We start from the raw sequence: 22,305 nt of genomic DNA on the forward strand, positions 1-22,305 counted from the left end.
GCATGATCGAGGTCATCGCCCCCAACCTGAAGCGCCGCCTGTCCGGCGTCACCGCCACCATCGCGCGGCTGGTGCCCATCCAAGCGCGCGAGATCGGCATCCGCGCCACCGGCCCCGGCCTGCCGCAAGGCGTGCCCCATATGCCGCTGTGGCGCGTGGCCCTTTTGCCGCGCGACCGCTGGCGCGTCTGGCACGCCCGCCGCAACACCGAAATGCTGCTAGGCCTCGTGCTGCGCCATGTGCTGCGGCGGCGGTTGCGGCTGCTGTTCACCTCGGCCTCGCAGCGGCGGCATACGGGCTGGTCGCGCTGGCTGATCGGGCGGATGGATGCGGTGGTGGCCACCTCGGCCAAGGGCGCCGCCTATCTGGAGCGGGAGGCCGAGGTCATCCTGCACGGCATCGACACCCACGCCTTTCGCCCCGCCGCGGACCGCGCCGCCCTGCGCGCGCGGCTGAACCTGCCCGAAACCGGGCCGCTGATCGGTTGCTACGGCCGCATCCGCGCCTCCAAGGGGACGGACAATTTCGTGGCGGCGATGATCGCGCTTCTGCCCGAGCGGGAGGGGCATGCCGTCGTGATGGGCCGCGCGCTGGACAAGGACCGCGCCTTTCTGGACGATCTGAAGGCGCGCATCGCGGCGGCCGGGCTGACGGAGCGCATCCTCTTCCGCCCCGAGGTGACGGTGGACCGGATGCCCGACTGGTATGCCGCCCTCGACCTCTATGTCGCGCCGCAGCGGTGGGAAGGGTTCGGCCTTACGCCATTGGAGGCGATGGCCTGCGGCGTGCCCGTGGTCGCCACGCGCACCGGCGCGTTCGAGGAGTTGCTCGGCCCGACGGGGCGGCTGGTGCCGACCGATGACGTGCCCGCCCTGACCGCCGGGATCGCCGCGATGCTCGATGCGCCCGATGCTGCGGGGCGCGCCGCCGCCGTGCGCCGCCGCGTCGAAGACGGGTTCCGCATCGAGGACGAGGCCCGCGCCCTCAACGCCCTCTACCGCCGGATGCTGGCATGACGCGGCTTGGCTTCACTCTCGCGCGCCTGCTGCGCCGCGAAGAGCCGCTCTGCGCCCTGTCGGTGCCGCAGGCCGATGTGCTGGCCGATTGGGCCGGGCGGCGCGTGGCGCTGGTGGGCAATGCGCGCGGACTGGCCGAGGGGCGGAACGGCGCGGCGATCGACGCCGCCGATATTGTGATCCGCATCAACCGCGCCCCGATGCCCGCCGCCGCATCGCATGGAACGCGCACCGATGCGCTGGCGCTGGCGACGGCGCTCGATGGGGCGCAGATGCGGCGCATCCGTCCGGGCCGCATCCTGTGGATGTCGCCCAAGCGCAAACGCTTGCCTTGGGCCGTGGCGACGCATCCCGGATTCTACCTGCACCCGCAGGACGACATCGCCCGCCTTCAGGCCCTGCTGGGCGCGCCGCCCAGCACCGGGGCGATGATGATCGACCTTCTGGCCCGGTCCTCTACCGCGCGGATCGACCTTTACGGATTCGACTTCTTCGCCACCCTGTCGCTATCCGGGCGGCGGGGCGCGGCCGATGTCCCCCACGACTTTTCCGCCGAAGCGCAGCGTGTTCAGACCCTTCTGGCGCAAGATTCGCGATTTTTCCTGCATCCGCACGGATAATCCTTTCAACATCGGGGCTGGTGGGGTAAGGGTCCGCGTCCCTTCTCAGACGCAAAGGAGGTCCTCCATGGGCTACAGGGTCGTCGTCGCGGGTGCCACGGGCAACGTGGGTCGCGAAATGCTGAACATCCTCGCCGAGCGCGAGTTTCCGGTCGATGAAATCGTGGCGCTCGCCTCGCGCAAATCGATTGGGACAGAGGTCAGCTTCGGCGACAAGACACTGAAGACCAAGGACCTCGACACCTTCGACTTCACCGGCTGGGACATGGCGCTGTTCGCCGTGGGTTCGGACGCGACCAAGACCTACGCGCCCAAGGCGGCGGCGGCGGGCTGCGTCGTGATCGACAACTCCTCGCTCTATCGCTACGACCCGGCGGTGCCGCTGGTCGTGCCGGAAGTGAACGCCGAAGCGGTCGATCACTACACCAACAAGATGATCATCGCGAACCCCAACTGCTCCACCGCGCAGATGGTCGTCGCGCTGAAGCCGCTGCATGATCGCGCGAAGATCAAGCGCGTCGTCGTCTCCACCTATCAATCCGTGTCGGGCGCGGGCAAGGAAGGCATCGACGAGCTGTGGGACCAGACCAAGGGTCTCTATGTCCCCGGTCAGGAAGTCGCGCCGTCGAAATTCTCCAAGCAGATCGCCTTCAACGTGATCCCGCATATCGACGTCTTCCTCGACGACGGTTCCACCAAGGAAGAGTGGAAGATGGTCGCCGAGACGAAGAAGATCCTCGACAAGTCCATCCGTGTCACCGCCACCTGCGTGCGCGTTCCGGTCTTCGTCGGCCATTCGGAATCGATCAACATCGAATTCGAGGATTTCCTCGACGAGGCCGAAGCCCGCGACATCCTGCGCGAAGCGCCGGGCATTCTGGTCGTCGATAAGCGCGAGGCCGGCGGTTATGTCACGCCGATCGAATCCGTGGGCGAATACGCGACCTATATCTCGCGCATCCGTCAGGACTCGACGGTGGAGAACGGCATCAACCTCTGGTGCGTCTCGGACAACCTGCGCAAGGGTGCGGCGCTGAACGCCGTGCAGATCGCCGAGGTTCTCGGCAAGCGCTGCCTGAAGAAGGGCTGATCGCGGCGCGCCCCCGGATGGGGGCGCCCTGCCCCCATGCTCGAACCTGCCGGAGGACGGATGATCACGCGTTTCATGCAAAAAGCGCGGGGATTGGCCCGCCTCTTCTCCAAGCCAGCCCCCCCGCGCGCGCCGCGCATCGCAGTCATCTGCGCCGCCCATCGCGGCAATTCGGGCATGTACAGCGTCGACAGTTCGGCCGTGCATTACTTCGAAGGGCGCGGCCTTGCCTTCGACATCTTCTATGCACAGCGCCCGCCGGACCGCGAGGCCGACGTGATCGCGGGCCATACCGCCAAGCTGTTCCGCCGCATGAAGGATCTCTCGGGCTACAGCGACATTGTCTATTGGGGCGATTTCCTGAACAATCCCGTCTATGGCCGCGGCGATTTCGCGAACCGCGACCGCGGGTTCGGCCACAGCGCCACCACCCGCGAAGGCTATGACGCGTGGAAGCGCCTCTTCAACTTCTACGGCGCGCGACGTCCGGGCAATGCGGTGTCGGTCGGCAACAACTTCCAACACGATTTCGCGGCCGAACTTCCGAACGCCAAGCCGATCTTCGCGCGCATCGAAAAGAACTTCCGCGCCATCCTGCCGCGCGATCCCCATTCGCTGCAAAGCCTGTCCTCCATGCTTTCCCCCGAGGGGCGGAGCGTGGCGCGGCAGGGGATGGATTGCGCCTTTCTGCTGCCCCCCCTTCCGGCGCAGCCGAAGGACGACATCTTCTGCTACACCTTCAACCGCAGCAAACTGCCGCAGCGCGAGCGTCTGATCCGCCGGATCGAAGAGGTGACGGGCCTGCGCGGTCAGCCCATGCCCGGCTGGATGCATCTAAAGGAGGCCGATGCCGAAGCCGATTTTCAGGCGATGCGGGCCAAGATCGCCTCGGCCCGGTTCGTGGTGTCGGACACCTATCACTTCCTGATCAATAGCATGGTGCTGGGCGTGCCGGTGGTGGGCCTTGGCCGCACGGCGGAAAAGCAGACGGGCACGCTCGGCGATTTCAAGAAGCGGATGCTGTTCGGGATGCTGGACCTCGATGCCCAGTATGTCGAAATGGGCGACGAGACGCCCGAGGCCTATGCCGAACGCGTGGCCGAGATCTGCCGCGCGGCGCCGAACCTCGATCCGGCGCAGCTTTATGCGCGGATGCACACGCTGCGCGACGGGTTCCGGGGCGATCTGGACCAGCTCTTTCCCGGCGATGCATGATACGGGGCGGCGCGGACGCCGCCCAGCCTGCCTTAGACCGGAACGAAGGTGCCTTCCTTGCGGTCGTAATGCTCCAGCCCGCCATGGCCGATGTCGTTCCAGCAGCCATGCAGGCTCAGAACGCCCTCGGCCACCGCGTCGCGCACGAAGGGGAAGGTCATCAGGTTCTCGAGGCTGGTGAGGACGGCCTCGTTTTCCAGCGCGCGCAGCGGATCGGCGGGGCCGGCCTCCTTCACGCGCTTGTAGCCGGGGCGCAGAATGTCCATCCAGCGCCCGACGAAGGAGGTCGACGCCTCGAGTTCCGGGGCGTGGCCTTCGCACATGTCGTGGCAGCCCTTGACGCCGCCGCAGTTCGAATGGCCCAGCACCACCAGATGCGCCACCTTCAGCGCCGTCACGGCGTATTCCACCGCCGCCGAGGTGCCGTGGTAATCGCCATCGGGATCGTAGGGCGGCACGAGGTTCGCGACGTTGCGGTGGATGAACAGCTCCCCCGAATCGGCGCCGAAGATCTGGGCAACATCGACGCGGCTGTCGCAGCAGGCGATGACCATGGCCCGCGGATGCTGCCCTTCCCCGGCCAGACGGCGGTACCAGGCCGCGTTCTCGGCATAGGTCGTGGCGCGCCAGCCGTGATAGCGTTGGATCAGGTAATGCGGAAGCGGTCTGACATCTTGCATCGCAGGTCCTTTCGGTTTGGTGCTGCGCACCCTGATACGGCGCACGTGCGCCATGCGGAAGTGCGATCGCACCACGCGAATGGGATCGGCTGTGCCTTGCGGCCAGCGGCCAAAGGCGTAGGCTCCGCGCCGAACAGCCGGAGACCCGCCATGAATCTGCCCCTTTCCCCCCCGAACGCCACGTCCCGCCCCCTGTATGTCGTGGGCGCGGAAGGGTTGCAGGCGTGGCTGGCCGGCCAGCCTGCCCCCGTGGCGGCGTGGCTTTCGGGGACGGGATTCGCCGGTGGCCTTGGCGATGTGCGCCTGCTGCCTGGCCCGGACGGGGCGCCCGCCGCCGCCGTCATCGGCCATGGCACCGCCGCCGCGCGGCGGCGCACGCGCTTCGGCCTTGCCGCCGCGGCGCAGCTACCGCAAGGCGACTGGCATCTGGAGGGCACCCTGACGGACGAGGAGCGGGACGAGGCCGTTCTCGGCTTCCTCCTCGGGGCCTATCGCTTCACCCGCTACCGCGCGCAGACCGGCGGCGGGGCGCGTCTGAAACTGCCCGAAGGGTGCGAACGGCTGGTCGCGCTTGCGGAAGGCGAATGGCTGACGCGCGATCTGATCAACACCCCCTCTGCCGATATGGGCCCGGACGAGTTGGAGGCCGCCACGGCCGCACTTGCCGCCCGCCACGGCGCGCATCTCTCCGTCACGCGGGATGAGGCGCTGCGCGAGGGCTTTCCCATGATCCACGCGGTCGGCGACGGGTCGGACCGGCGCCCGCGCCTGCTGGATCTGCGCTGGGGCGCGAATGGCCCGGCGCTGACGCTGGTGGGCAAGGGCGTGTGCTTCGACACGGGCGGGCTCGATCTGAAACCGGCGGCGTCGATGCTGCTGATGAAGAAGGACATGGGGGGCGCGGCCACCGTGCTGGGCCTTGCGCAGATGATCATGGCGCTGAACCTGCCGATCCGCCTGCGCGTCCTGATCCCGGCGGTGGAGAATTCGGTCTCGGGCCGTGCCTTCCGGCCTAAGGACATCCTCACCTCCCGCAAGGGCCTGACCGTAGAGGTGAACAACACCGATGCCGAAGGGCGGCTGGTGCTGGCCGATGCGCTGGCCCTCGCGGCCGAGGAGGCGTCCGATCTGACCATCTCCATGGCGACGCTGACGGGCGCGGCGCGGGTGGCGGTGGGGCCGGACCTCGCGCCCTTCTTCACCGATGACGAGGCGGCGGCCGCGGCCCTTGCCGATGCCGGAACCGAGATGCGCGACCCCGTCTGGCGCCTTCCCTTCTGGGAGCCGTACGAGCCGATGATCGAACCGGGCATCGCCGATCTCGACAATGCGCCCGCGGGGGGCATGGCCGGGGCGATCACGGCGGCGCTGTTCCTGCGGCGTTTCGCGGGCGGGCGCTATGTTCATTTCGACATCTACGGCCATCAGCCGGGCGATGCACCCGGGCGGCCCAAGGGCGGCGCGGGACAGGGCGCGCGCGCGATCCTCGGGGCGCTGCCCACGCTGCTGGGGGTCTGAGGGATGAGGGATCGCCGCATCACCCCCGCCACCAGCCGCATCGCGCACGAATCGCTGCGCGGCATCGTCGACGCCCCCGCCTTCACCAAGGGCGATGCGCGGCAGGTATCCGCGCCGCTCGTGGATCTTCTGGCACAGCCGCAAGGCGGGCGCGACCGTCAGCTGGTCATGGGCGACGGGTTCACCGTGATCGACCGCGACAGCCATTACGCCTTCGGCATGTCGGCCAAGGACGGCTATTGCGGCTGGGTCCCGCGCGAGACGTTGGAACCGGCCTTGCCCCAGACGCACTGGCTGGCGGTACCGGCGAGCCATCTCTATCCCGAACCGCGGGTGCAGTCGCGCCCGATCGCGGCGCTGACCATGGGCGCGCGGCTGACGGTGATCGGCGAGCAGGGCCAATGGGCCGAAACGACCAAGGGCTTCATCTGGGCCGATCATCTGCGCGCCTTGGATGCGTGGATGGCCGATCCGGTGGCGGTGGCCGAACGCTTTCTCGGCACGCCCTATGTCTGGGGCGGCAACAGCCGTGACGGGATCGACTGCTCCGGCCTCGTGCAGATCGCGCAACTGGCTTGCGGACGCCCCTGCCCCGGCGACAGCGATCTGCAGCAATCCCTCGGCCATGAGGTGGAGGGGCCGCTTCAGCGCGGCGATCTCTTGTTCTGGAAGGGGCATGTCGCCATGGCGATGGACGAACGGCGCATCATCCACGCGACGGGCGCCTTCATGGCCACCGTGATCGAGGATACCGAGGTGGCGCTGCAACGGATCGAAGCGGCGGGCTATCCCCTGCTGTCGCAGCGGCGGCCCTAATCGACGACGCGGATCGTCTTGCGTTCCAGCACCCGCAGCACCTGCGCCAGATCGTGACCGCGGCGCAGGATCTGCCCATCCATCCCCACCACGGCGTACATCCCCTGCCGCTGGCGCAGCTTCGGGCGTTTTTCCACGCGATAGAGGGGGTGTTCGGCGGTGCGGCGGAAGATGGCGAAGACCGCGACCTCGCGCAGGACCGAGATGCCGTAATCGCGCCATTCGCCCTGCGCCACCATCCGGCCATAGACCGACAGGATGGTCCCGAGTTCGTGGCGGTCGAAGCTGACCTGTTCGGGGATGCGGGGCGAGAAGGGTATCGGTGCGTCCATACCCTTCATGTTGCGCCGCGCCGCGGTCAAATCAAGCGGTGAAACCGTCCGACGTGCGGAAGACGCCCGTCTCGATGCCGCGCCAATTGGTCTGAACCGCATCGAGGCGGCGGCGCGTCGCGGGATGCGCGGCGTCCAGAACGCCCAGCTCCACCAGCAGGCGCGCGATCGCGGCCTCGGCGGCGGGGACATGGCCGTCGGTGATCTTCAGCGCGATGCCCATCCGCTTTTGCGGCAGAATCGCGACATAGACCGCCTCGGCCCCCATCTTCATCGCAACCCCGTCCATGGCGCGCATCAGTTCGGTATCGGCGCGCCCTTCGCCGGCGACCATCTCGGGATGGGCGGCCATCGCGCGGGCCAGCCGGGCCGCCGCACGTTCGCGGGGGCCGCCATCATCGCGCGCACCGGCAAAGAAGGCCATCGCCCGCGCCAGCCCCTGCAGCGAAGTCGCGAAATTCGGGGCCGAGCAGCCGTCGATGCCATATCCGGGCGAGGTTTCGTCCGTCACCTCCTCGAAGGCGGCCTTCACGGCGCGCTGCACGGGATGGTCGATCTCCAGATATTCGGCATCCCCGCCCAGATGGCGGTTCAGCGTCAGGAAACCGGCATGTTTGCCCGAACAGTTGTTATGAAGCTGGCACGGCGCCTCGCCAGCGCGGATCAGGCGGTCCCGCTCTTCGGTGTCCCACGGCATGTGGCAGCCGCAGCGCAGATCCTGCTCCCGAAGGTTCAGATCCGACAGCCAGCGCCCCACGGTGCCCGCATGCAGCGCCGCGCCCGAATGGCTGGCGCAGGACAGCGCAAGCTGCCGGTCGGTCAGGCCATGCGCCTCGGCCGCGCCCGATTCCACCAGCGGCAGCGCCTGAAGCATCTTGCACGAGGATCGCGGAAAGATCACCGCGTTCGGATCGCCCCATGCGCGGACCACCTCCCCATCGGCATGGCAGATCACGGCATGGCCCAGATGGGTGCTTTCCAGCAATCCGCCCCGCCACAGTTCGGCCATCGCCACAGGTGCCGTCATCGTTCCGCCCCTCTCACAGATGCGCGATTCGACGGCAGATCGCCTTTGAAACCGCGCGCAAACCACGGTAAGAACGGTTATCGAGTTGGACAGGCCCGCGCCACCCAAAAGCGCGCAGTCAGGCGGCAGGCCGGGCCGAAGCAGAGAGGCTGGACATGAACCCCACGACCACGCGCCTGATCGGCGCCGCCATGCTTGCCCTTGCGGGGACCGGCGCCATTGCGCAGGAATCCACGAACCGTGTGGCGACCAAGACCGACTGGAGCGTGTTCACCGAGGACAGCCCCAAGGAATGCTGGGGCGTCTCCAGCCCCAAGAAGACCGTGAACAGCCGTGACGGCCAGCCGGTGGAAGTGCAGCGCGGCGACATCCTGCTGTTCGTGACCTTCCGCCCCGGTGCAGGCGCGGCGGGCGAGATTTCGTTCACGGGCGGCTATCCCTTCGCCGGCGGCTCCACGGTGGATGTGGCGATCAACGGCAAGACCTATGCCATGATGACCGACGGCGAATGGGCATGGCCCGCCGACAGCGGTTCGGACGGCACGATCCTTGCCGCGATGAAGGCCGGGTCCGAGGCGGTTCTGACGGCGCGTTCCTCGCGCGGGACGCAGACGCAGGACACCTTCTCGCTCATGGGCTTCACGGCCGCGATGCAAGAAGCCGAGAACCGCTGCAAGTAAGCCATGCGGCATGTGCAGGGCGCCCCGGCAGGTTCCGGGGCGTTTTTGCATTTAAATCGACGCCGAAATCCACTATATAACCGTCTTCACCCCCGAGGATGCCATGAACGCCACCGCCCCCATCACGCAGGACGTGCTGACCCTTCCGCGCAAGCTGCCGGAGGGCAGGACCAACATCATCGGCCTGACGCGGCCGCAGCTTCACGCCGCGCTGATGGCGATGGGCACGCCCGAGCGGCAGGCCAAGATGCGCGTGGGTCAGGTGTGGCAGTGGCTCTATCATTGGGGCGTGCGCGACTTTGCGCAGATGACCAACCTCGCCAAGGATTACCGCGCCAAGCTGGCCGAGCATTTCGACATCGTCATCCCCGAAGTGGTGGAGCGCAAGATCTCCGAAGACGGCACGCGCAAATACCTCGTGCGCATCGCCGGCGGCCATGAGGTCGAGACGGTCTATATCCCCGAGGAAGGGCGCGGCACGCTCTGCGTGTCCAGTCAGGTCGGCTGCACGCTCACCTGTTCGTTCTGCCATACGGGCACGCAGAAGCTGGTCCGCAACCTCACCGCCGGTGAGATCGTGGGCCAGTTGATGCTGGCGCGCGACGATCTGGGCGAATGGCCCGAACAGGGCGCGCCCAAGGAGGAAACGCGCCTCGTGTCGAACATCGTGCTGATGGGCATGGGCGAGCCGCTCTACAACTTCGACAATGTCCGCGACGCGATGAAGGTCGTGATGGATGGCGAGGGGCTGAGCCTGTCGCGCCGCCGCATCACCCTCTCCACCTCGGGTGTGGTGCCCGAGATCGCCAAGACCGCCGAAGAGATCGGCTGCCTTCTGGCCGTCAGCTTCCACGCCACCACCGACGAGGTGCGCGACAAGCTGGTGCCGATCAACAAGCGTTGGAACATCAAGGCGCTGCTGGATGCGCTGCGCGAATATCCCAAGCTGTCCAATTCCGAACGGATCACCTTCGAATACGTCATGCTGAAGGGCGTGAACGACACCGACGCCGATGCGCGCCGGCTGGTGAAGCTGATTGCGGGCATCCCGGCCAAGATCAACCTGATCCCCTTCAACGAATGGCCCGGCAGCGCCTATCAGCGTTCGGACTGGGAGCGGATCGAGAAATTCGCCGACATCATCTACCATGCCGGCTACGCCTCCCCCATCCGCAAGCCGCGCGGCGAGGACATCATGGCCGCCTGCGGTCAGTTGAAATCCGCGACCGAGCGGGCCCGCAAATCGCGCGCCGAGATCGCGGCCGAAGCCGGGATGTGAGGGAACGACCGTCCCCCTTTGCGGTTCACCCGTGAAAGGAGAACGACATGTCGAATTTCCACAAGGGTGACCGCGTTCGGTGGAACTGGGGCGGCAACACCGCCGAGGCGGCGGTGGAAGATATCTTCCCCCGCCGCGTGCAGCGCACGCTGAAGGGCAAGAAGGTCACGCGCAACGGCTCCAAGAAGAACCCCGCCTACCTGCTGAAACAGGAAGACGGGGACAAGATCCTGAAGCTGCACTCCGAATTGTCGAAGGCCTAGCGCACCAGCGGGCCGAGCGGCGGTTCTTCCCACGTATCCAGCGCCGCGACGGCCTCTTCGGCGGTTTCCACGTATTGGAACAGCTCGAGATCCGCCGCCGCGATGGTGCCGAAGGATTCCAGCGCATCGAGGTTCAGGATCGCCTCCCAGAAGGCGCGCCCGAACAGCAGCACGGGAATGCGCTTCATGCGGCGCGTCTGGATCAGGGTCAGCGTCTCGAACATCTCGTCAAGCGTGCCGAAGCCGCCGGGGAAGACGCAGAGCGCTTCGGCCCGCATCAGGAAATGCATCTTCCGCAGCGCGAAGTAGTGGAAGTTGAACGAGAGTTCGGGCGTGACATAGGCGTTCGGCGCCTGCTCGAACGGCAGCACGATGTTCAGACCCACCGAGCGGCCCCCCGCTTCGGCGGCGCCGCGGTTTCCCGCCTCCATCACGCCCGGCCCGCCGCCGGTGCAGATGATGCCCCGGCGCCCGCCATCGGCAAGGCTCCGCTCGGTCATCAGATGGGCGAAGCGGCGCGCCTCGTCGTAGAAATGCGACAGCTCGGCCAGCGCGGGCGTGCGCGCCGTCTCCTTGCGGGCGGGTTCGGGAATGCGCGCGCCGCCGAACAGGACGATGGTGCTGTCCACGCCCTCTTCGTCCAGCGACATCTGCACCTTCAGCAGCTCCAGCTGCAGGCGCACGGGGCGAAGTTCCTCGCGCGTCAGGAAATCCTCGTCGGCGAAGGCCAGCCGATAGGCGGGGGAGCGGCTTTGCGGCGTGTCGGGCACGCGGTCGGCGGTCTGCCGATCCTGTGCCGAGTGACGCAGCGGGTGCTTGCGGGTATCTTCGTTCATCTGCCGTCCTTCGCGAGTTGCGGGGCGTATCCCCCGCGTTTATAGCCTCGGACAGCCAATGGAAAGGATGCCCCATGACCGACGCAGCGCTGGAAGCCGCCATCGAAGCCGCCTGGGATGCGCGTGACACCATCACCCCCGCCACCACCGGAGAGGCGCGCGACGCGATTGAGGCGACGCTGTCCGCCCTTGATGCCGGAACGCTGCGCGTCGCCGAAAAGCGGGGGCAGGACTGGCATGTGAACCAATGGGCGAAGAAGGCCGTGCTGCTGGGCTTCCGCCTGAAGGACATGGAACTGCAATCGGGCGGCCCGCAGGGCGGCGGCTGGTGGGACAAGGTGGACAGCAAGTTCGCCGGTTGGAGCGAGACCGAATGGAAGGCCGCAGGCTTCCGCGCGGTGCCCAACTGCGTCGTCCGCCGCTCGGCCTATATCGCCAAGGGCGTGGTGCTGATGCCCTCCTTCGTGAACCTCGGGGCCTTCGTCGACGAAGGCACGATGGTCGATACCTGGGCCACGGTCGGGTCCTGCGCGCAGATCGGGCGCAACGTGCACCTGTCGGGCGGCGTCGGCATCGGCGGCGTGCTGGAGCCGATGCAGGCCGGTCCCACCATCATCGAGGACAACTGCTTCATCGGGGCCCGCTCCGAAGTGGTGGAAGGCGTGATCGTGCGCGAAGGCTCGGTCCTTGGGATGGGCGTCTATCTTGGCCAATCGACCAAGATCTTCGACCGCGAAACCGGCGAAGTCAGCTATGGCGAGGTTCCGGCCGGGTCGGTCGTCGTCTCCGGCAGCCTGCCCTCGCGCAATGGCGTGCACCTCTATTGCGCGGTGATCGTGAAGAAAGTGGATGCGAAAACCCGGTCCAAAACCTCGATCAACGAACTTTTGCGTGATTGATCTGCGGAACTCTGCCCGGTGATCCCGCGTTGGCGGGCCGACACCTATCACCGGAAGGGGAACAGAAAATGCAAGGTATGGGCTGGATTGCCGCCATCATCGTCGGGGCCATCGCAGGCTGGATCGCCGAGAAACTGATGAAGTCCGATCACGGGCTTCTGATGAACATCATTCTCGGCATCCTTGGCGCGGTGATCATGAACTTCCTGCTCGTGACCCTTCTGGGCGCGACGCTGGGCGGCTGGCTGGGCCAACTGGTGGTGGGCGTGATCGGCGCCTGCATCCTGATCGCCCTTGGCCGCGTGCTGCGTCGCAAGACCTGACACCGCCGGAACGCACGGAAACAGGCGGCCTTCGGGCCGCCTTTTTTCATGCCCGCCCGCCGGGTTGCACTGCCGCTGTGAACCTGCGACACCAAAACGACACCGCAGGGATACGGATATGAGCGAGAAGCGCCCCCAACAGGTCTATACGCTGCTGATCGAAGTCGGTCGCAAGCCCGGCGACGGGCTTCCCGGCAAGGCGACGGGGGCGGCGCTGCTCTGCTACGCCTCGGGCGTCGACGAGGCGGAGGCCGTGCGCGAAACGGTGGCGATCCTGAAGCAGGCCGATCTCGCGCCGCTGGATGTTTCGGGCTACGGCACCTTGGACGAACGCGAAAAGGCCGGCGATGAGATCGACGCCGAGGAACGCGCCCTGATGGAACGCGCCTTGGCCGAAAACTCGGTCATCGTCGCCCAGATGACCCCCTTCTACGAGTGATCCGATGACCGACCCCGTTGCCCTGACTGCCGATCTCGTCCGTTGCCCCTCCGTCACCCCGAACGAGGCGGGGGCGCTGGTGCTGATGGAGCGTTTGTTGACCGAAGCGGGCTTCGAGTGCACGCGGGTGGACCGGGGCGGCATCTCCAACCTCTTTGCCCGCTGGGGCCGACCGGGGGCGAACCGCACCTTCGGCTATAACGGCCATGTGGATGTGGTGCCGGTGGGCAATGCCGCCGACTGGACCCATGACCCCTTCGGCGCCGTGATCGAGGATGGCTGGCTCTATGGGCGCGGCGCGACGGATATGAAATCGGGTGTCGCCGCCTTTGCCGCCGCCGCGATCGATTTCGTTGCGGACACGCCCCCCGACGGCGCGATCATCCTTGCCCTGACCGGCGACGAGGAGGCCGATGCCCATCACGGCACCGTCGCCCTTCTGGATTGGATGGCCGAGACCGGCGAGAAGATGGATGTCTGCCTCGTCGGAGAGCCGACATCGGCCGAGGCGATCGGCGACATGATGAAGGTCGGGCGGCGCGGCTCGGTCACGGTGCGCTTCACCGCGCGCGGGGTGCAGGGCCATGTCGCCTATCCGCACCGGGCGCGCAATCCGGTGGCGGCGCTGGCGAAACTGATCGCGGCGCTGGAATCGACGCCGCTCGATGCGGGCAACGCGCATTTCGACGCCTCCACCCTTGCGACCGTCACCTTCGATGTCGGCAATCCCGCCACCAACGTCATCCCGGCCGAGGCGCGGGCCGCCGTCAACATCCGCTTCAACGACGAACATAGCGGCGACAGCCTGATCGCCCGCCTTGCCGCCGAGGCCGCGAAGATCGAGGCCGAAACCGGCGTCACCATCACCCTCGCCTCGCAGATCACGGGCGATTCCTTCGTCACGCCGCCCGGCGATCTGACGCGCCTCGTGGCCGGCGCGGTGGAGGCCGAGACCGGCCGCCGTCCCGAACCTTCCACCTCGGGCGGAACGTCGGATGCGCGCTTCGTGAAGGATCACTGCCCGGTGCTGGAATTCGGGCTGGTGTCGCACCGGATGCATGCGGTGGATGAACGGGTGCGCGTCGATGACATCGGGGCGCTGAAGGCGATCTACACCCGCATCCTGCGCGACTATTTCGCCTAGGCGATGTCGCGCGCCAGAAGCTGGCCGCCCTCGCCCATCACCACCTCGAATCGGCTGACTTTGCGGATCAGGTCCGACAGCTTCGCCGCGCCATAGGTGCGCGTGTCGAAATCGGGATTGGCTTGGGTGATGTACTGCCCGATCTGGCCCAGCGAATACCACTCCCCCTCGGGGTCGATGGCGCGCATGGCGGCGGCGATCAGGGGGATGGCGTTGGCCGGGGCATCCTTGGCCGGGCGCGGGGTGACGGGCAGTTCGGGCTGCGGCTCCTCTTCGCGGGCGTTCAGGTTCTCGACATAGATGAACCGCTTGCAGGCCATGCGGAAGGCTTCGGGGGTCTTCTTCTCGCCGATGCCATAGACATCGAGGCCTTGCTCGCGGATGCGGGCGGCAAGGCGGGTGAAATCGCTGTCGGAACTGACCAGAACGAAGCCGTCGAACAGCCCCGAATGCAGGAAATCCATCGCCGCGATGACCAGCCCGATATCGGAGGCGTTCTTGCCCCGCGTATTGGAAAACTGCTGATCGGCCACCAGCCCCAGATGGGCCACCTTCTCGGCCCAATTCTTCAGACGCAGCGCCGACCAGTCGCCGTAGATGCGCCGGACCGACGCTTCGCCCAAGGACGCGATCTCTTCGAAGATCGCCTCGGCGTAATGGGCCGGAATGTTGTCGGCGTCGATGAGAACGCAAAGGCGGGGGGTGCGGCTGTCCATGACGGCTCCTTCTTTGGCGATGTTGTAGCAGAGCCCGTGGCCGATGCCAGCGCCCGGCCTATCTTCCGGCGAACAGGAGGATATCATGAAATACATCGCCCTTGTTGCCGCCGGCCTTGCGCTGGCCGCGTGCCAACCGACGACCAAGACCACCGTGGTGGATGTCACCACCTGCGATCCGACGCCCTATGCCGACTGGGTCGGCAAGGATTCCCGCACGCTGACCGGCGCGGAAACCCCCTATACGATGCGCATCATCCGCCCGAACCAGCCCGTCACGCTCGACTTCAACCCGACGCGGCTGAATGTCGAGACGGACGCCAAGGGCATCATCACCGCCGTGCGCTGCGGCTAGCGCAGCCGCGCCAAGAGCGACGCCGACGGATAGCCGTCGGGGATCAACCCGGCCGAACGCTGATAGGCGGTGATCGCCGCCACGGTGTTCGGCCCCACACGCCCGTCGCTGCCCTGCGTGTCGAACCCGCGCTGCGTCAGACGCTGCTGCAATTCGCGCGTCTGATCGCGGTTCAGCGGCGCTTCGGCGTCCGAGGGGATGTTGCGGATCGGGCCGAGGCCCTTCAGCCGGTCCGACAGATGCCCCACCGCGATGACATAGCTGTCGGCGGCGTTGTAGCGTTCGATGGCGCGGAAGTTCTGGAAGATGAGGAAGGCCGCCCCCTTGGAGCCGCCCGGCAGCAGGATCGACGCCTCGCCCTGCGGCAAGGCGCGCCCATCGGCCGACCGCACGCCCTGCGCCGCCCATGCCGAGGAGGACATCCGCGTCGATTTGCCGATGCTGCTGTAGTTGAAGCCCTGCGGCAGCACGACCTCCATCCCCCAGATCCCGCCGCGCTGCCAGCCCGACCGCGCGAGGTAGTTCGCCGTGGAGGCCAGCGCGTCCGTCGGATCGTCCGACCAGATGTCGCGCCGCCCGTCGCCGTTGAAATCGACCGCATAGCCAAGGAAGGACGAGGGCATGAACTGCGTATGCCCCATCGCCCCCGCCCAGCTTCCGGTCATGTTGTCCGGCGTCACGTCGCCCGCCTGAACGATCTTCAGCGCGTCGATCAGCTGCGTCTCGAAGAAGCTGGCGCGCCGACCGTGATAGGCGAGCGTGCTCAGACTCTCGATCAGGTGGAAGCTGCCGCGATTGCCGCCATAGTTGGATTCCATCCCCCAGACGGCCACCACCACTTCCTTGTCGACGCCGTAGCGGGCCTCGATCGCGTTCAGCGTCGTGGCATAGCGCGCCAGCATCGCCCGGCCGTTGTCGATCCGCGACTGCGACACCGCGCTGTCCAGATATTGCCACACCGTCTTGGTGAATTCCGACTGCCGCCCGTCGAGCCGCACGGCCTCGGTGTTGTAATGCACGCCCGCGAAGGCCCGGTTCAGCGTGGCCGGGCTGATGCCCGCACGTTCCGCCCGCGGGCGGAAGGCCGCGATCCACGACTGATAGCCGGATTCGGAGCCGGCATCGGCGCTCGGCACCGGCATCGGCCGGGGCGAGGAGGTGACGTTGGCCGGGCTGGTGCAGGCCCCCAGAAGGGTCAGCACGCTGGCCGTCAGAAGGATGTTCCGCATGGATCTCTACCGCTCGGTTCTTATCGTTGGGCCAAAGTGTAGCGGCATCGGGACAGGAGACAAAGGCCCGTCCTACCGGCGTGACCGGATGACGCGGCGTTTGCGTTCCAGCTTGGCGGGTTTGCGCGGACCGCCTTTGCCGCGGCGCTGCGTCTTGCGCGGCAGGGCGTCGCCCTCCAGTTCCAGCAGTTCCAGCATCAGCCCGCCCGTGACGGGCACCGCCTCCGTCAGCCGGACGAGGACGCGCTGCCCGATCCCCAGCGTCAGCCCGCTATCGGCCCCGATCAGAACCTGCGCATCGCCGTCGAAATGGAAGAATTCGTGCCCGAGGCTGCGGATCGGGATCAGCCCGTCCGCACCCGATTCGTCCAGCTTCACGAACAGACCGAAGCGCTGCACCCCGGATACCCGGCCCGAGAATTCCGCCCCCACCCGGTCCGACAGCCATGCCGCGAGATAGCGGTCGTTGGTGTCCCGCTCCGCCATCATCGACCGGCGTTCGGTGTCGGAAATCTGCTTGGCCGTATCGGACAGATTCTCGATGTCGAAGGGCGACAGCCCGTCCTCCCCCCAGCCATGGCCGGAGATCAGCGCCCGGTGCACGATCAGGTCCGAATAGCGGCGGATCGGCGAGGTGAAATGCGCGTAATTGCGCAAGGACAGGCCGAAATGGCCCAGATTTTCGGGATAGTAATAGGCCTGCGTCATCGACCGCAGGGTCGTGATGTTCATCAGCTCGTCATAGTCGCCGCCCCGCGCCTGTGCGAGCAGACGGTTCAGGTGGCTGGTGCGCAGAACCTGCCCCTTGGCCAGCGTGAAGCCCGATGCCTCGGCCACCTCGCGCAGCGTTTCCAGCTTCTCGGCGCTCGGCTCCTCGTGGACGCGGAACAGAAGCGGGCGGCGCAGACGGATCAACTCCTCGGCGGCGGCGACATTGGCGAGGATCATGAACTCCTCGATCAGCTTATGCGCGTCCAGCCGATCGCGGAACGCGACGGAGGCGACGGTCCCCTCCTCGGTCAGTTCGATCCGCCGTTCGGGCAGTTCCAGATCGAGCGGCTGGCGGCGTTCGCGCGCGGCCTTCGCGGCCTCGTAGGCGGCATAGAGCGGCGCGATGACCGGCCCCATCAGCGGCGCCGTCCGTTCGGACGGGGCGCCGTCCTGCGCGGCCTGCACCTCGGCATAGGTCAGGCTGGCGGCGGACCGCATGATCCCGCGCACGAAACGGTGGCCGACCATGCTGCCATCGGCCGCCAGATGCATCCGCACCGCAAGGCAGGGCCGGTCCACGCCTTCGTGCAACGAGCAGAGATCGCCCGACAGCACATCGGGCAACATCGGCACCACGCGGTCGGGGAAATAGGTGGAGTTGCCACGCCGCCGCGCCTCGCGGTCCAGCTGGCTGCCGGGGGTGACGTAATGGGCGACATCGGCGATCGCGACCCAGACGATATGTCCGCCATCGGGCGCGGCTTCGGCAAAGACCGCATCGTCATGATCGCGCGCATCGGGCGGGTCGATCGTGACGAGGGCCAGATCGCGCAGATCCTCGCGCCCATCCTCGGGGGCCGGGCGCGCGGCCTCGGCCTCGGCGATGACGGGATCGGGGAAATGGTCGGGGATGCCGTGCTGATGGATCGCGATGAGCGAGATCGCCCGCGGCGCCGAAGGATCGCCCAGACGCGCCACGATGCGGGCGCGCGGCAGGCCCATGCGCTTGGACGTGCTTTCGGCCTCCACCAACTCGCCATCGCGGGCATCGGCGGTGTCGTTGCGCCCGACGATCCATTCCTTGTCCTGCCCCTTGTCGATGGGCACGATCCGCCCCCCTTCGGAGGTGGCGCGGAAGATCCCCAGCACCCGCAACGGATTGGAGCCGATCTTGCGGATCAGGCGCGCGTCATAGGCGTAATCCTCGCCCTCCACGGCGGACAGGCGTGCCAGCACCTTGTCGCCCGCGCCAAGCGCATCGGAGGGGGCCGCGCGCATCAGGATGCGGGGCGGATCGCCCGCGCCCTCCCATTCGAGGGGGGCGGCGAACAGATCGCCCGCATCGTCCGGCCCCTCGATCCGCAGGATCGACACCGGCGGCAGCACCGAGGCGTCGTGATAGCTGTGCTTCTTCTTCGCCAGCTGCCCCTCCGCCTCCATCTCCTTCAGCAGGCGCTTCAACTCGATGCGCAGCGCACTGCCCTTGATGCCGAAGGCCTTGGCGATATCCCGCTTGGCCGACTGCGTCGGATGATCGGCGATCCATTGCAGGATCTGGTCTTTGGAAGGCAACTGGTCCATTCCCCGCAGCTAGCACGCCGCAGGGGCCGCGTCACGCGGAGGTTTCGGCGCAATGCCGCCGGAAGGCCCGCTTCAGCAGGTCCAGCTCGGCCCGCAGCAGGTCGATCTCGGCGCGCATGTCGTCATCGAGGGCCGATCCCGCCGCCAGCGTGAAATGCCCCAGCGTGCTGCCGTCCCGAAGCTGGATCACGAAACTCTGGACCCCATCCTCGATCACCTCGGCGCGGATCGGCACCGTGATCTTGTGGCGGTTGGCCGACACGGGGGCCACGTCCACATCGGGAACCGGCGCGCCGTTCAGCACGACCTCCACGGTATCCTCGCCAAGGCCGGTGATGATGCCGGTCCAGATGCCCCGGCTGAACCCTTCGCGGATCAGTTCGGCCATGTCAGACCTCCGCTCTGGGGCGACGGATCGCCGTGATGTCGCGCAGCAGGATATGATTCATCTCAGGCTCCTCGAAGAAAAGATCGACCCACATCTTTTCCACCCGCGATTCGCGCAGATCGGCATAGGCGAGGTCGAATTCCACCGCACCATCCTCCGGCACCTCTTGGCGCAGTTGTTCGAGGTTCGGGCCGTGCTGGATGTTCAGCCGCGCCGTCACCCGCTGGGGACGGTCGGCGGCGATGTCGATGGACAGGGCGATCACATGGCGCCGCAGCAGGCCCTGCGCCGCCTCGACCGGCAGATCGAGCGCGAGCGAAAGGTAGCTGCCGCGAAAGCCGTACACATCGAGTTGCAGCGAGAAAGGCGTTCCGCCCCCCTGCCCGCGCACCTGCCGCAGGCCGATCTCGCCCAACGGGCAATCGTGGAACACCGTCACATGCGAGCCGAGCGACTGCCCATCGCCGCAAGCCAGACGCGCATCGGCCAGCGGCGCCAGAAGAGAGGCGGGCCGCCACGACCAATCCGTGCCCGGCGGCCTGCGGATGGCGGGAACATCGGCCAGACGGGGATTGGCGACGCGCAGCAGCCGGTCGATCTGCGTTCGAAGGCTCCAAGCGCGGCCGCGGATGTTCCGCAGCCGGTTCAGACCCATCTCATGCGCCTTATCAGCGTCCCTGGACCACCGCAGAAGCATCTGTCGGTGCAGGAGGCTGTCGATCATTCCGCCACGGCCGCTGTTCACTGTTCCCACTCACCATTTATTAACGAATGTCGCGTACACTCGGTGCCCGCTTCATTCCTCTGCCGTCCCCCCTAGCTCAGGATTCGCTGATCTCATCGCGAAAAGCAACCTCAGCGCCGCGCCGCGATCTTCTGCCACATTCGCGCCCGGTGCCGTCGGCAGCGTCAGCGTCACCAGACGCCCCCGAAGCGGGACGAGGATTCGCCACAGCAGATCCGTCGATCCGCGATGGCCGACCAGCATGACGATGGCATCGCCCGCGCTCGTCATTTCGTGGATCACCGCATTCGGCCAGCCCGGCCCCGACAGCGAGGCCAGCCCTTCGGCCGAACCGAGCCAGCCCGCCACCCGCGCCGGATTGGCCAGCACGGTGCCGCTGCCCTCGGGGCCGATCAGAACGCCCATCTCGGGGCCGTCCGCGCCGTCGCAGGGGCGCAGATGCACGATCCCCGCCTCGCCCGCCCCGGCGGTGCAGTATCCGTCCGGGGGCGCGATCGTCACCTCGCCCGCAGAGGCGGGCAAGGCCATCATCAGCAATGCTGCGGTGTTATTGGTCCATATAGACATGCTTTTCGGCCTTGGCGCCGGGATGCGTCGTCGCACCATACCGCGCCCCGCCGACAAGACGAGCATATTTCCACAGCGCACCCGATTCATATTCCGTCGGGCGCGGGCCGGACCATGCCTGACGGCGGCGGTCCAGTTCCTCATCCTCCAGCGCGACCGACAATTCGCCGGTGACGGCGTTCAGCGTGATCATGTCGCCATCGCGCAGCAGGGCGATCGGGCCGCCATGCGCCGCCTCCGGGCCGACATGGCCGACGCAGAAGCCGCGCGTCGCCCCGGAAAAACGCCCGTCGGTGATCAGCGCCACCTTCTTGCCCATGCCCTGCCCCGACAGCGCCGCCGTGGTGGAGAGCATCTCGCGCATGCCCGGACCGCCTGCGGGGCCTTCGTTGCGGATGACGATCACGTCGCCTTCCTTGTAATCGCGGCGCTGCACGGCGGCAAAGGCCTCTTCCTCGCATTCGAAGACGCGGGCCGGGCCGGTGAAGACCTGCTCGGCCTCGCTCATGCCGGCGACCTTCACGATCGCGCCTTCGGGGGCAAGGTTGCCCTTCAGGCCGACGACGCCGCCGGTCTTGGTGATCGGCGCATCGATGAAGTGGATGACCTTGCCGTCCGGCTCATGGGTGATGCGGCCGAGGCTTTCGCCCAGTTCCTCGCCCGAGGCGGTCAGGCAATCGAGATGCAGCAGCCCCGCCCGCGCCAGTTCCTTCATGACGACCGGCACGCCGCCCGCTTCGTGCAGGTCCTTGGCGACATATTCGCCGCCCGGACGCAGGTTCACGAAATAGGGCGTTTCGCGGAAGATGTCGCACACGTCCATCAGGTCGAAATCGATCCCGGCCTCGTTCGCGATGGCCGGCAGGTGCAGGCCGCCATTGGTGGAGCCGCCGGTGCAGGCCACGACGCGGGCCGCATTCTCCAGCGCCTTGCGGGTCACCACGTCACGGGCGCGGATGTTCTTCTCGATCAACCGCATCACGGCCTGACCGGAATAATCGCCGTACTGGTCGCGCGATTCGTAGGGCGCCGGCGCCCCGGAGGAGTTCAGGAGCGCAAGGCCGATCGCCTCGGAGACGCAGGCCATCGTGTTGGCCGTGTACTGCCCGCCGCAGGCCCCGGCCGAGGGGCAGGCCACCCGTTCCAGAATTTGCAGTTCGGCATCGGACATGGTGCCGGCGGCGTGCTTGCCCACCGCCTCGAACACGTCCTGCACCACGACATCCTTGCCGTTCAGCTTGCCCGGCAGGATGGAGCCGCCATAGACGAAGACGCTCGGCGTGTTCAGCCGCACCATCGCCATCATCATGCCCGGCAGCGATTTGTCGCAGCCCGCAAGGCCGACCAGCGCGTCATAGCAGTGGCCGCGCATCGTCAGTTCGACCGTATCGGCGATCGCATCGCGCGAGGCGAGCGAGGAGCGCATCCCCTCATGCCCCATGGCGATGCCGTCGGTCACGGTGATGGTGGTGAATTCGCGCGGCGTACCGCCGCCCTTCTTCACGCCCATCTTCACCGATTGCGCCTGACGGTTCAGGGCGATGTTGCAGGGGGCGGCTTCGTTCCAGCAGGTGGCGACGCCGACCCAAGGCTGGTGGATCTCCTCCTCCGAGATGCCCATCGCATAGAAGTAGCTGCGATGCGGGGCACGGGACGGCCCTTCGGTCACATGGCGGCTGGGAAGCTTCGACTTGTCGAAACGGGCACTGGACATCGGGAATCCTCCGGCTTTTGGCTAAGAAGCGTCATAAAGCGCAAGATAGACGCCTTCAAGCTGTTATTTTGTTGCGCCCTTCGGCACGGGCGGGCAATATGAAAACATGCGCCCCGCATGTG

General features: G+C 67.1%; 25 protein-coding genes. 14 read left to right on the plus strand and 11 right to left on the minus strand.

Going from position 1 to position 22,305, the window contains the following annotated elements; all coding sequences use genetic code 11:
• The first annotated feature begins 2 nt into the window (after positions 1-2).
• The 4 genes from GR316_RS06670 (at position 3) to GR316_RS06685 (ending at position 3,941) form a co-directional block, all read left to right on the plus strand.
• A complete protein-coding gene (locus GR316_RS06670) occupies positions 3-1,016 on the plus strand; it encodes a glycosyltransferase family 4 protein (protein ID WP_211783188.1) in 1,014 nt (337 codons plus the stop codon).
• Positions 1,013-1,636, plus strand: a complete 624-nt coding sequence (locus tag GR316_RS06675) for a glycosyltransferase family 29 protein (protein WP_211783189.1) — start codon at positions 1,013-1,015, stop codon at positions 1,634-1,636. The genes GR316_RS06670 and GR316_RS06675 overlap by 4 nt, the downstream gene beginning before the upstream one ends.
• 67 nt (positions 1,637-1,703) lie before the next feature.
• The gene (locus GR316_RS06680; protein WP_211783190.1) at positions 1,704-2,726 is read left to right on the plus strand and encodes an aspartate-semialdehyde dehydrogenase; all 1,023 of its coding nucleotides are present in this window, start codon (positions 1,704-1,706) and stop codon (positions 2,724-2,726) included.
• A 60-nt stretch (positions 2,727-2,786) separates the two neighbouring features.
• Positions 2,787-3,941, plus strand: coding sequence for a polysaccharide pyruvyl transferase family protein (locus GR316_RS06685; RefSeq protein ID WP_211783191.1), 1,155 nt, complete (start codon positions 2,787-2,789; stop codon positions 3,939-3,941).
• A 32-nt stretch (positions 3,942-3,973) separates the two neighbouring features.
• Here the strand turns inward: GR316_RS06685 and GR316_RS06690 are convergent, their stop codons facing one another.
• The gene (locus GR316_RS06690; RefSeq protein ID WP_211783192.1) at positions 3,974-4,621 is read right to left on the minus strand and encodes a carbonic anhydrase; all 648 of its coding nucleotides are present in this window, start codon (positions 4,619-4,621) and stop codon (positions 3,974-3,976) included.
• A 150-nt stretch (positions 4,622-4,771) separates the two neighbouring features.
• Here GR316_RS06690 and GR316_RS06695 point away from each other — a divergent pair, with 150 nt between their 5' ends.
• Both GR316_RS06695 and GR316_RS06700 read left to right on the plus strand, forming a co-directional pair.
• Complete coding sequence (locus tag GR316_RS06695) at positions 4,772-6,139, plus strand: leucyl aminopeptidase family protein (protein ID WP_211783193.1); 1,368 nt, start codon at positions 4,772-4,774, stop codon at positions 6,137-6,139.
• A gap of 3 nt (positions 6,140-6,142) precedes the next feature.
• On the plus strand, positions 6,143-6,955 hold the full coding sequence (locus tag GR316_RS06700) for a C40 family peptidase (protein ID WP_211783194.1): 813 nt from the start codon (positions 6,143-6,145) through the stop codon (positions 6,953-6,955).
• Here the strand turns inward: GR316_RS06700 and GR316_RS06705 are convergent.
• Both GR316_RS06705 and GR316_RS06710 read right to left on the minus strand, forming a co-directional pair.
• Entirely contained in the window at positions 6,952-7,287 is a 336-nt protein-coding gene (locus GR316_RS06705; protein WP_211783195.1) for a DUF2794 domain-containing protein, read from the minus strand. The two genes, GR316_RS06700 and GR316_RS06705, sit on opposite strands and share 4 nt — an antisense overlap.
• 31 nt (positions 7,288-7,318) lie before the next feature.
• Positions 7,319-8,314, minus strand: a complete 996-nt coding sequence (locus GR316_RS06710; protein ID WP_211783196.1) for an asparaginase — start codon at positions 8,312-8,314, stop codon at positions 7,319-7,321.
• Positions 8,315-8,469: 155 nt separating this feature from the next.
• On the opposite strand from GR316_RS06710, the gene GR316_RS06715 reads away from it, so the two are divergent.
• The 3 genes from GR316_RS06715 to GR316_RS06725 all read left to right on the plus strand — a co-directional run bounded on the left by GR316_RS06715 (position 8,470) and on the right by GR316_RS06725 (position 10,536).
• Positions 8,470-8,994, plus strand: a complete 525-nt coding sequence (locus GR316_RS06715; protein WP_211783197.1) for an invasion associated locus B family protein — start codon at positions 8,470-8,472, stop codon at positions 8,992-8,994.
• A 103-nt stretch (positions 8,995-9,097) separates the two neighbouring features.
• A complete protein-coding gene (gene rlmN / locus GR316_RS06720; protein ID WP_211783198.1) occupies positions 9,098-10,273 on the plus strand; it encodes a dual-specificity RNA methyltransferase RlmN in 1,176 nt (391 codons plus the stop codon).
• Positions 10,274-10,320: 47 nt separating this feature from the next.
• The gene (locus tag GR316_RS06725) at positions 10,321-10,536 is read left to right on the plus strand and encodes a hypervirulence associated TUDOR domain-containing protein (protein WP_211783199.1); all 216 of its coding nucleotides are present in this window, start codon (positions 10,321-10,323) and stop codon (positions 10,534-10,536) included.
• On the opposite strand, the gene GR316_RS06730 is transcribed toward GR316_RS06725, so the two are convergent.
• The gene (locus GR316_RS06730) at positions 10,533-11,372 is read right to left on the minus strand and encodes an LOG family protein (RefSeq protein ID WP_211783200.1); all 840 of its coding nucleotides are present in this window, start codon (positions 11,370-11,372) and stop codon (positions 10,533-10,535) included. The two genes, GR316_RS06725 and GR316_RS06730, sit on opposite strands and share 4 nt — an antisense overlap.
• Before the next feature lie 74 nt (positions 11,373-11,446).
• Between GR316_RS06730 and dapD the strand changes: the two genes are divergently transcribed.
• The 4 genes from dapD to dapE all read left to right on the plus strand — a co-directional run bounded on the left by dapD (position 11,447) and on the right by dapE (position 14,177).
• Positions 11,447-12,271: a 2,3,4,5-tetrahydropyridine-2,6-dicarboxylate N-succinyltransferase gene (gene dapD / locus GR316_RS06735; RefSeq protein ID WP_211783201.1), complete on the plus strand. Its 825-nt coding sequence runs from the start codon at positions 11,447-11,449 to the stop codon at positions 12,269-12,271.
• A gap of 68 nt (positions 12,272-12,339) precedes the next feature.
• Complete coding sequence (locus GR316_RS06740) at positions 12,340-12,594, plus strand: GlsB/YeaQ/YmgE family stress response membrane protein (protein ID WP_211783202.1); 255 nt, start codon at positions 12,340-12,342, stop codon at positions 12,592-12,594.
• 118 nt (positions 12,595-12,712) lie between these two features.
• On the plus strand, positions 12,713-13,033 hold the full coding sequence (locus GR316_RS06745; protein WP_211783203.1) for a hypothetical protein: 321 nt from the start codon (positions 12,713-12,715) through the stop codon (positions 13,031-13,033).
• Between the two features lie 4 nt (positions 13,034-13,037).
• Complete coding sequence (gene dapE / locus GR316_RS06750) at positions 13,038-14,177, plus strand: succinyl-diaminopimelate desuccinylase (RefSeq protein WP_211783204.1); 1,140 nt, start codon at positions 13,038-13,040, stop codon at positions 14,175-14,177.
• Here dapE and GR316_RS06755 read toward each other — a convergent pair.
• Positions 14,174-14,893: an NYN domain-containing protein gene (locus tag GR316_RS06755; RefSeq protein ID WP_211783205.1), complete on the minus strand. Its 720-nt coding sequence runs from the start codon at positions 14,891-14,893 to the stop codon at positions 14,174-14,176. The genes dapE and GR316_RS06755 overlap by 4 nt on opposite strands.
• An 85-nt stretch (positions 14,894-14,978) precedes the next feature.
• Between GR316_RS06755 and GR316_RS06760 the strand changes: the two genes are divergently transcribed.
• Positions 14,979-15,248 (plus strand): I78 family peptidase inhibitor, encoded by a 270-nt coding sequence (locus tag GR316_RS06760; protein WP_211783206.1) that lies wholly within the window; start codon positions 14,979-14,981, stop codon positions 15,246-15,248.
• Here GR316_RS06760 and GR316_RS06765 read toward each other — a convergent pair.
• The 6 genes from GR316_RS06765 to ilvD form a co-directional block, all read right to left on the minus strand.
• Complete coding sequence (locus GR316_RS06765; RefSeq protein WP_211783207.1) at positions 15,245-16,477, minus strand: lytic murein transglycosylase; 1,233 nt, start codon at positions 16,475-16,477, stop codon at positions 15,245-15,247. The genes GR316_RS06760 and GR316_RS06765 overlap by 4 nt on opposite strands.
• A gap of 72 nt (positions 16,478-16,549) precedes the next feature.
• Positions 16,550-18,769: a ribonuclease R gene (gene rnr, locus GR316_RS06770; protein WP_211783208.1), complete on the minus strand. Its 2,220-nt coding sequence runs from the start codon at positions 18,767-18,769 to the stop codon at positions 16,550-16,552.
• Between the two features lie 31 nt (positions 18,770-18,800).
• The gene (locus GR316_RS06775; protein ID WP_211783209.1) at positions 18,801-19,157 is read right to left on the minus strand and encodes a hypothetical protein; all 357 of its coding nucleotides are present in this window, start codon (positions 19,155-19,157) and stop codon (positions 18,801-18,803) included.
• Position 19,158: 1 nt separating this feature from the next.
• A complete protein-coding gene (locus GR316_RS06780) occupies positions 19,159-19,881 on the minus strand; it encodes a DUF6478 family protein (RefSeq protein ID WP_211783210.1) in 723 nt (240 codons plus the stop codon).
• A gap of 72 nt (positions 19,882-19,953) precedes the next feature.
• A complete protein-coding gene (locus tag GR316_RS06785) occupies positions 19,954-20,433 on the minus strand; it encodes a hypothetical protein (protein ID WP_211783211.1) in 480 nt (159 codons plus the stop codon).
• A gap of 16 nt (positions 20,434-20,449) precedes the next feature.
• The gene (gene ilvD, locus GR316_RS06790) at positions 20,450-22,183 is read right to left on the minus strand and encodes a dihydroxy-acid dehydratase (protein ID WP_211783212.1); all 1,734 of its coding nucleotides are present in this window, start codon (positions 22,181-22,183) and stop codon (positions 20,450-20,452) included.
• Between the last annotated feature and the right edge of the window lie 122 nt (positions 22,184-22,305).

The organism is Falsirhodobacter algicola (assembly GCF_018279165.1).
Taxonomy (GTDB): domain Bacteria; phylum Pseudomonadota; class Alphaproteobacteria; order Rhodobacterales; family Rhodobacteraceae; genus Falsirhodobacter; species Falsirhodobacter algicola.

Coding starts and splice junctions, on each gene's coding strand:
- GR316_RS06765 (WP_211783207.1), bottom strand. CDS start 16,477: ATGCGGAACATCCTTCTGACGGCCAGCGTGCTGACCCTTCTGGGGGCC.
- GR316_RS06685 (WP_211783191.1), top strand. CDS start 2,787: ATGATCACGCGTTTCATGCAAAAAGCGCGGGGATTGGCCCGCCTCTTC.
- GR316_RS06715 (WP_211783197.1), top strand. CDS start 8,470: ATGAACCCCACGACCACGCGCCTGATCGGCGCCGCCATGCTTGCCCTT.
- rlmN (WP_211783198.1), top strand. CDS start 9,098: ATGAACGCCACCGCCCCCATCACGCAGGACGTGCTGACCCTTCCGCGC.
- dapD (WP_211783201.1), top strand. CDS start 11,447: ATGACCGACGCAGCGCTGGAAGCCGCCATCGAAGCCGCCTGGGATGCG.
- GR316_RS06785 (WP_211783211.1), bottom strand. CDS start 20,433: ATGATGGCCTTGCCCGCCTCTGCGGGCGAGGTGACGATCGCGCCCCCG.
- GR316_RS06700 (WP_211783194.1), top strand. CDS start 6,143: ATGAGGGATCGCCGCATCACCCCCGCCACCAGCCGCATCGCGCACGAA.
- dapE (WP_211783204.1), top strand. CDS start 13,038: ATGACCGACCCCGTTGCCCTGACTGCCGATCTCGTCCGTTGCCCCTCC.
- GR316_RS06695 (WP_211783193.1), top strand. CDS start 4,772: ATGAATCTGCCCCTTTCCCCCCCGAACGCCACGTCCCGCCCCCTGTAT.
- GR316_RS06680 (WP_211783190.1), top strand. CDS start 1,704: ATGGGCTACAGGGTCGTCGTCGCGGGTGCCACGGGCAACGTGGGTCGC.
- GR316_RS06705 (WP_211783195.1), bottom strand. CDS start 7,287: ATGGACGCACCGATACCCTTCTCGCCCCGCATCCCCGAACAGGTCAGC.
- GR316_RS06745 (WP_211783203.1), top strand. CDS start 12,713: ATGAGCGAGAAGCGCCCCCAACAGGTCTATACGCTGCTGATCGAAGTC.
- GR316_RS06710 (WP_211783196.1), bottom strand. CDS start 8,314: ATGACGGCACCTGTGGCGATGGCCGAACTGTGGCGGGGCGGATTGCTG.
- GR316_RS06670 (WP_211783188.1), top strand. CDS start 3: ATGATCGAGGTCATCGCCCCCAACCTGAAGCGCCGCCTGTCCGGCGTC.
- GR316_RS06755 (WP_211783205.1), bottom strand. CDS start 14,893: ATGGACAGCCGCACCCCCCGCCTTTGCGTTCTCATCGACGCCGACAAC.
- GR316_RS06725 (WP_211783199.1), top strand. CDS start 10,321: ATGTCGAATTTCCACAAGGGTGACCGCGTTCGGTGGAACTGGGGCGGC.
- ilvD (WP_211783212.1), bottom strand. CDS start 22,183: ATGTCCAGTGCCCGTTTCGACAAGTCGAAGCTTCCCAGCCGCCATGTG.
- GR316_RS06780 (WP_211783210.1), bottom strand. CDS start 19,881: ATGATCGACAGCCTCCTGCACCGACAGATGCTTCTGCGGTGGTCCAGG.
- GR316_RS06740 (WP_211783202.1), top strand. CDS start 12,340: ATGCAAGGTATGGGCTGGATTGCCGCCATCATCGTCGGGGCCATCGCA.
- GR316_RS06690 (WP_211783192.1), bottom strand. CDS start 4,621: ATGCAAGATGTCAGACCGCTTCCGCATTACCTGATCCAACGCTATCAC.
- rnr (WP_211783208.1), bottom strand. CDS start 18,769: ATGGACCAGTTGCCTTCCAAAGACCAGATCCTGCAATGGATCGCCGAT.
- GR316_RS06775 (WP_211783209.1), bottom strand. CDS start 19,157: ATGGCCGAACTGATCCGCGAAGGGTTCAGCCGGGGCATCTGGACCGGC.
- GR316_RS06675 (WP_211783189.1), top strand. CDS start 1,013: ATGACGCGGCTTGGCTTCACTCTCGCGCGCCTGCTGCGCCGCGAAGAG.
- GR316_RS06730 (WP_211783200.1), bottom strand. CDS start 11,372: ATGAACGAAGATACCCGCAAGCACCCGCTGCGTCACTCGGCACAGGAT.
- GR316_RS06760 (WP_211783206.1), top strand. CDS start 14,979: ATGAAATACATCGCCCTTGTTGCCGCCGGCCTTGCGCTGGCCGCGTGC.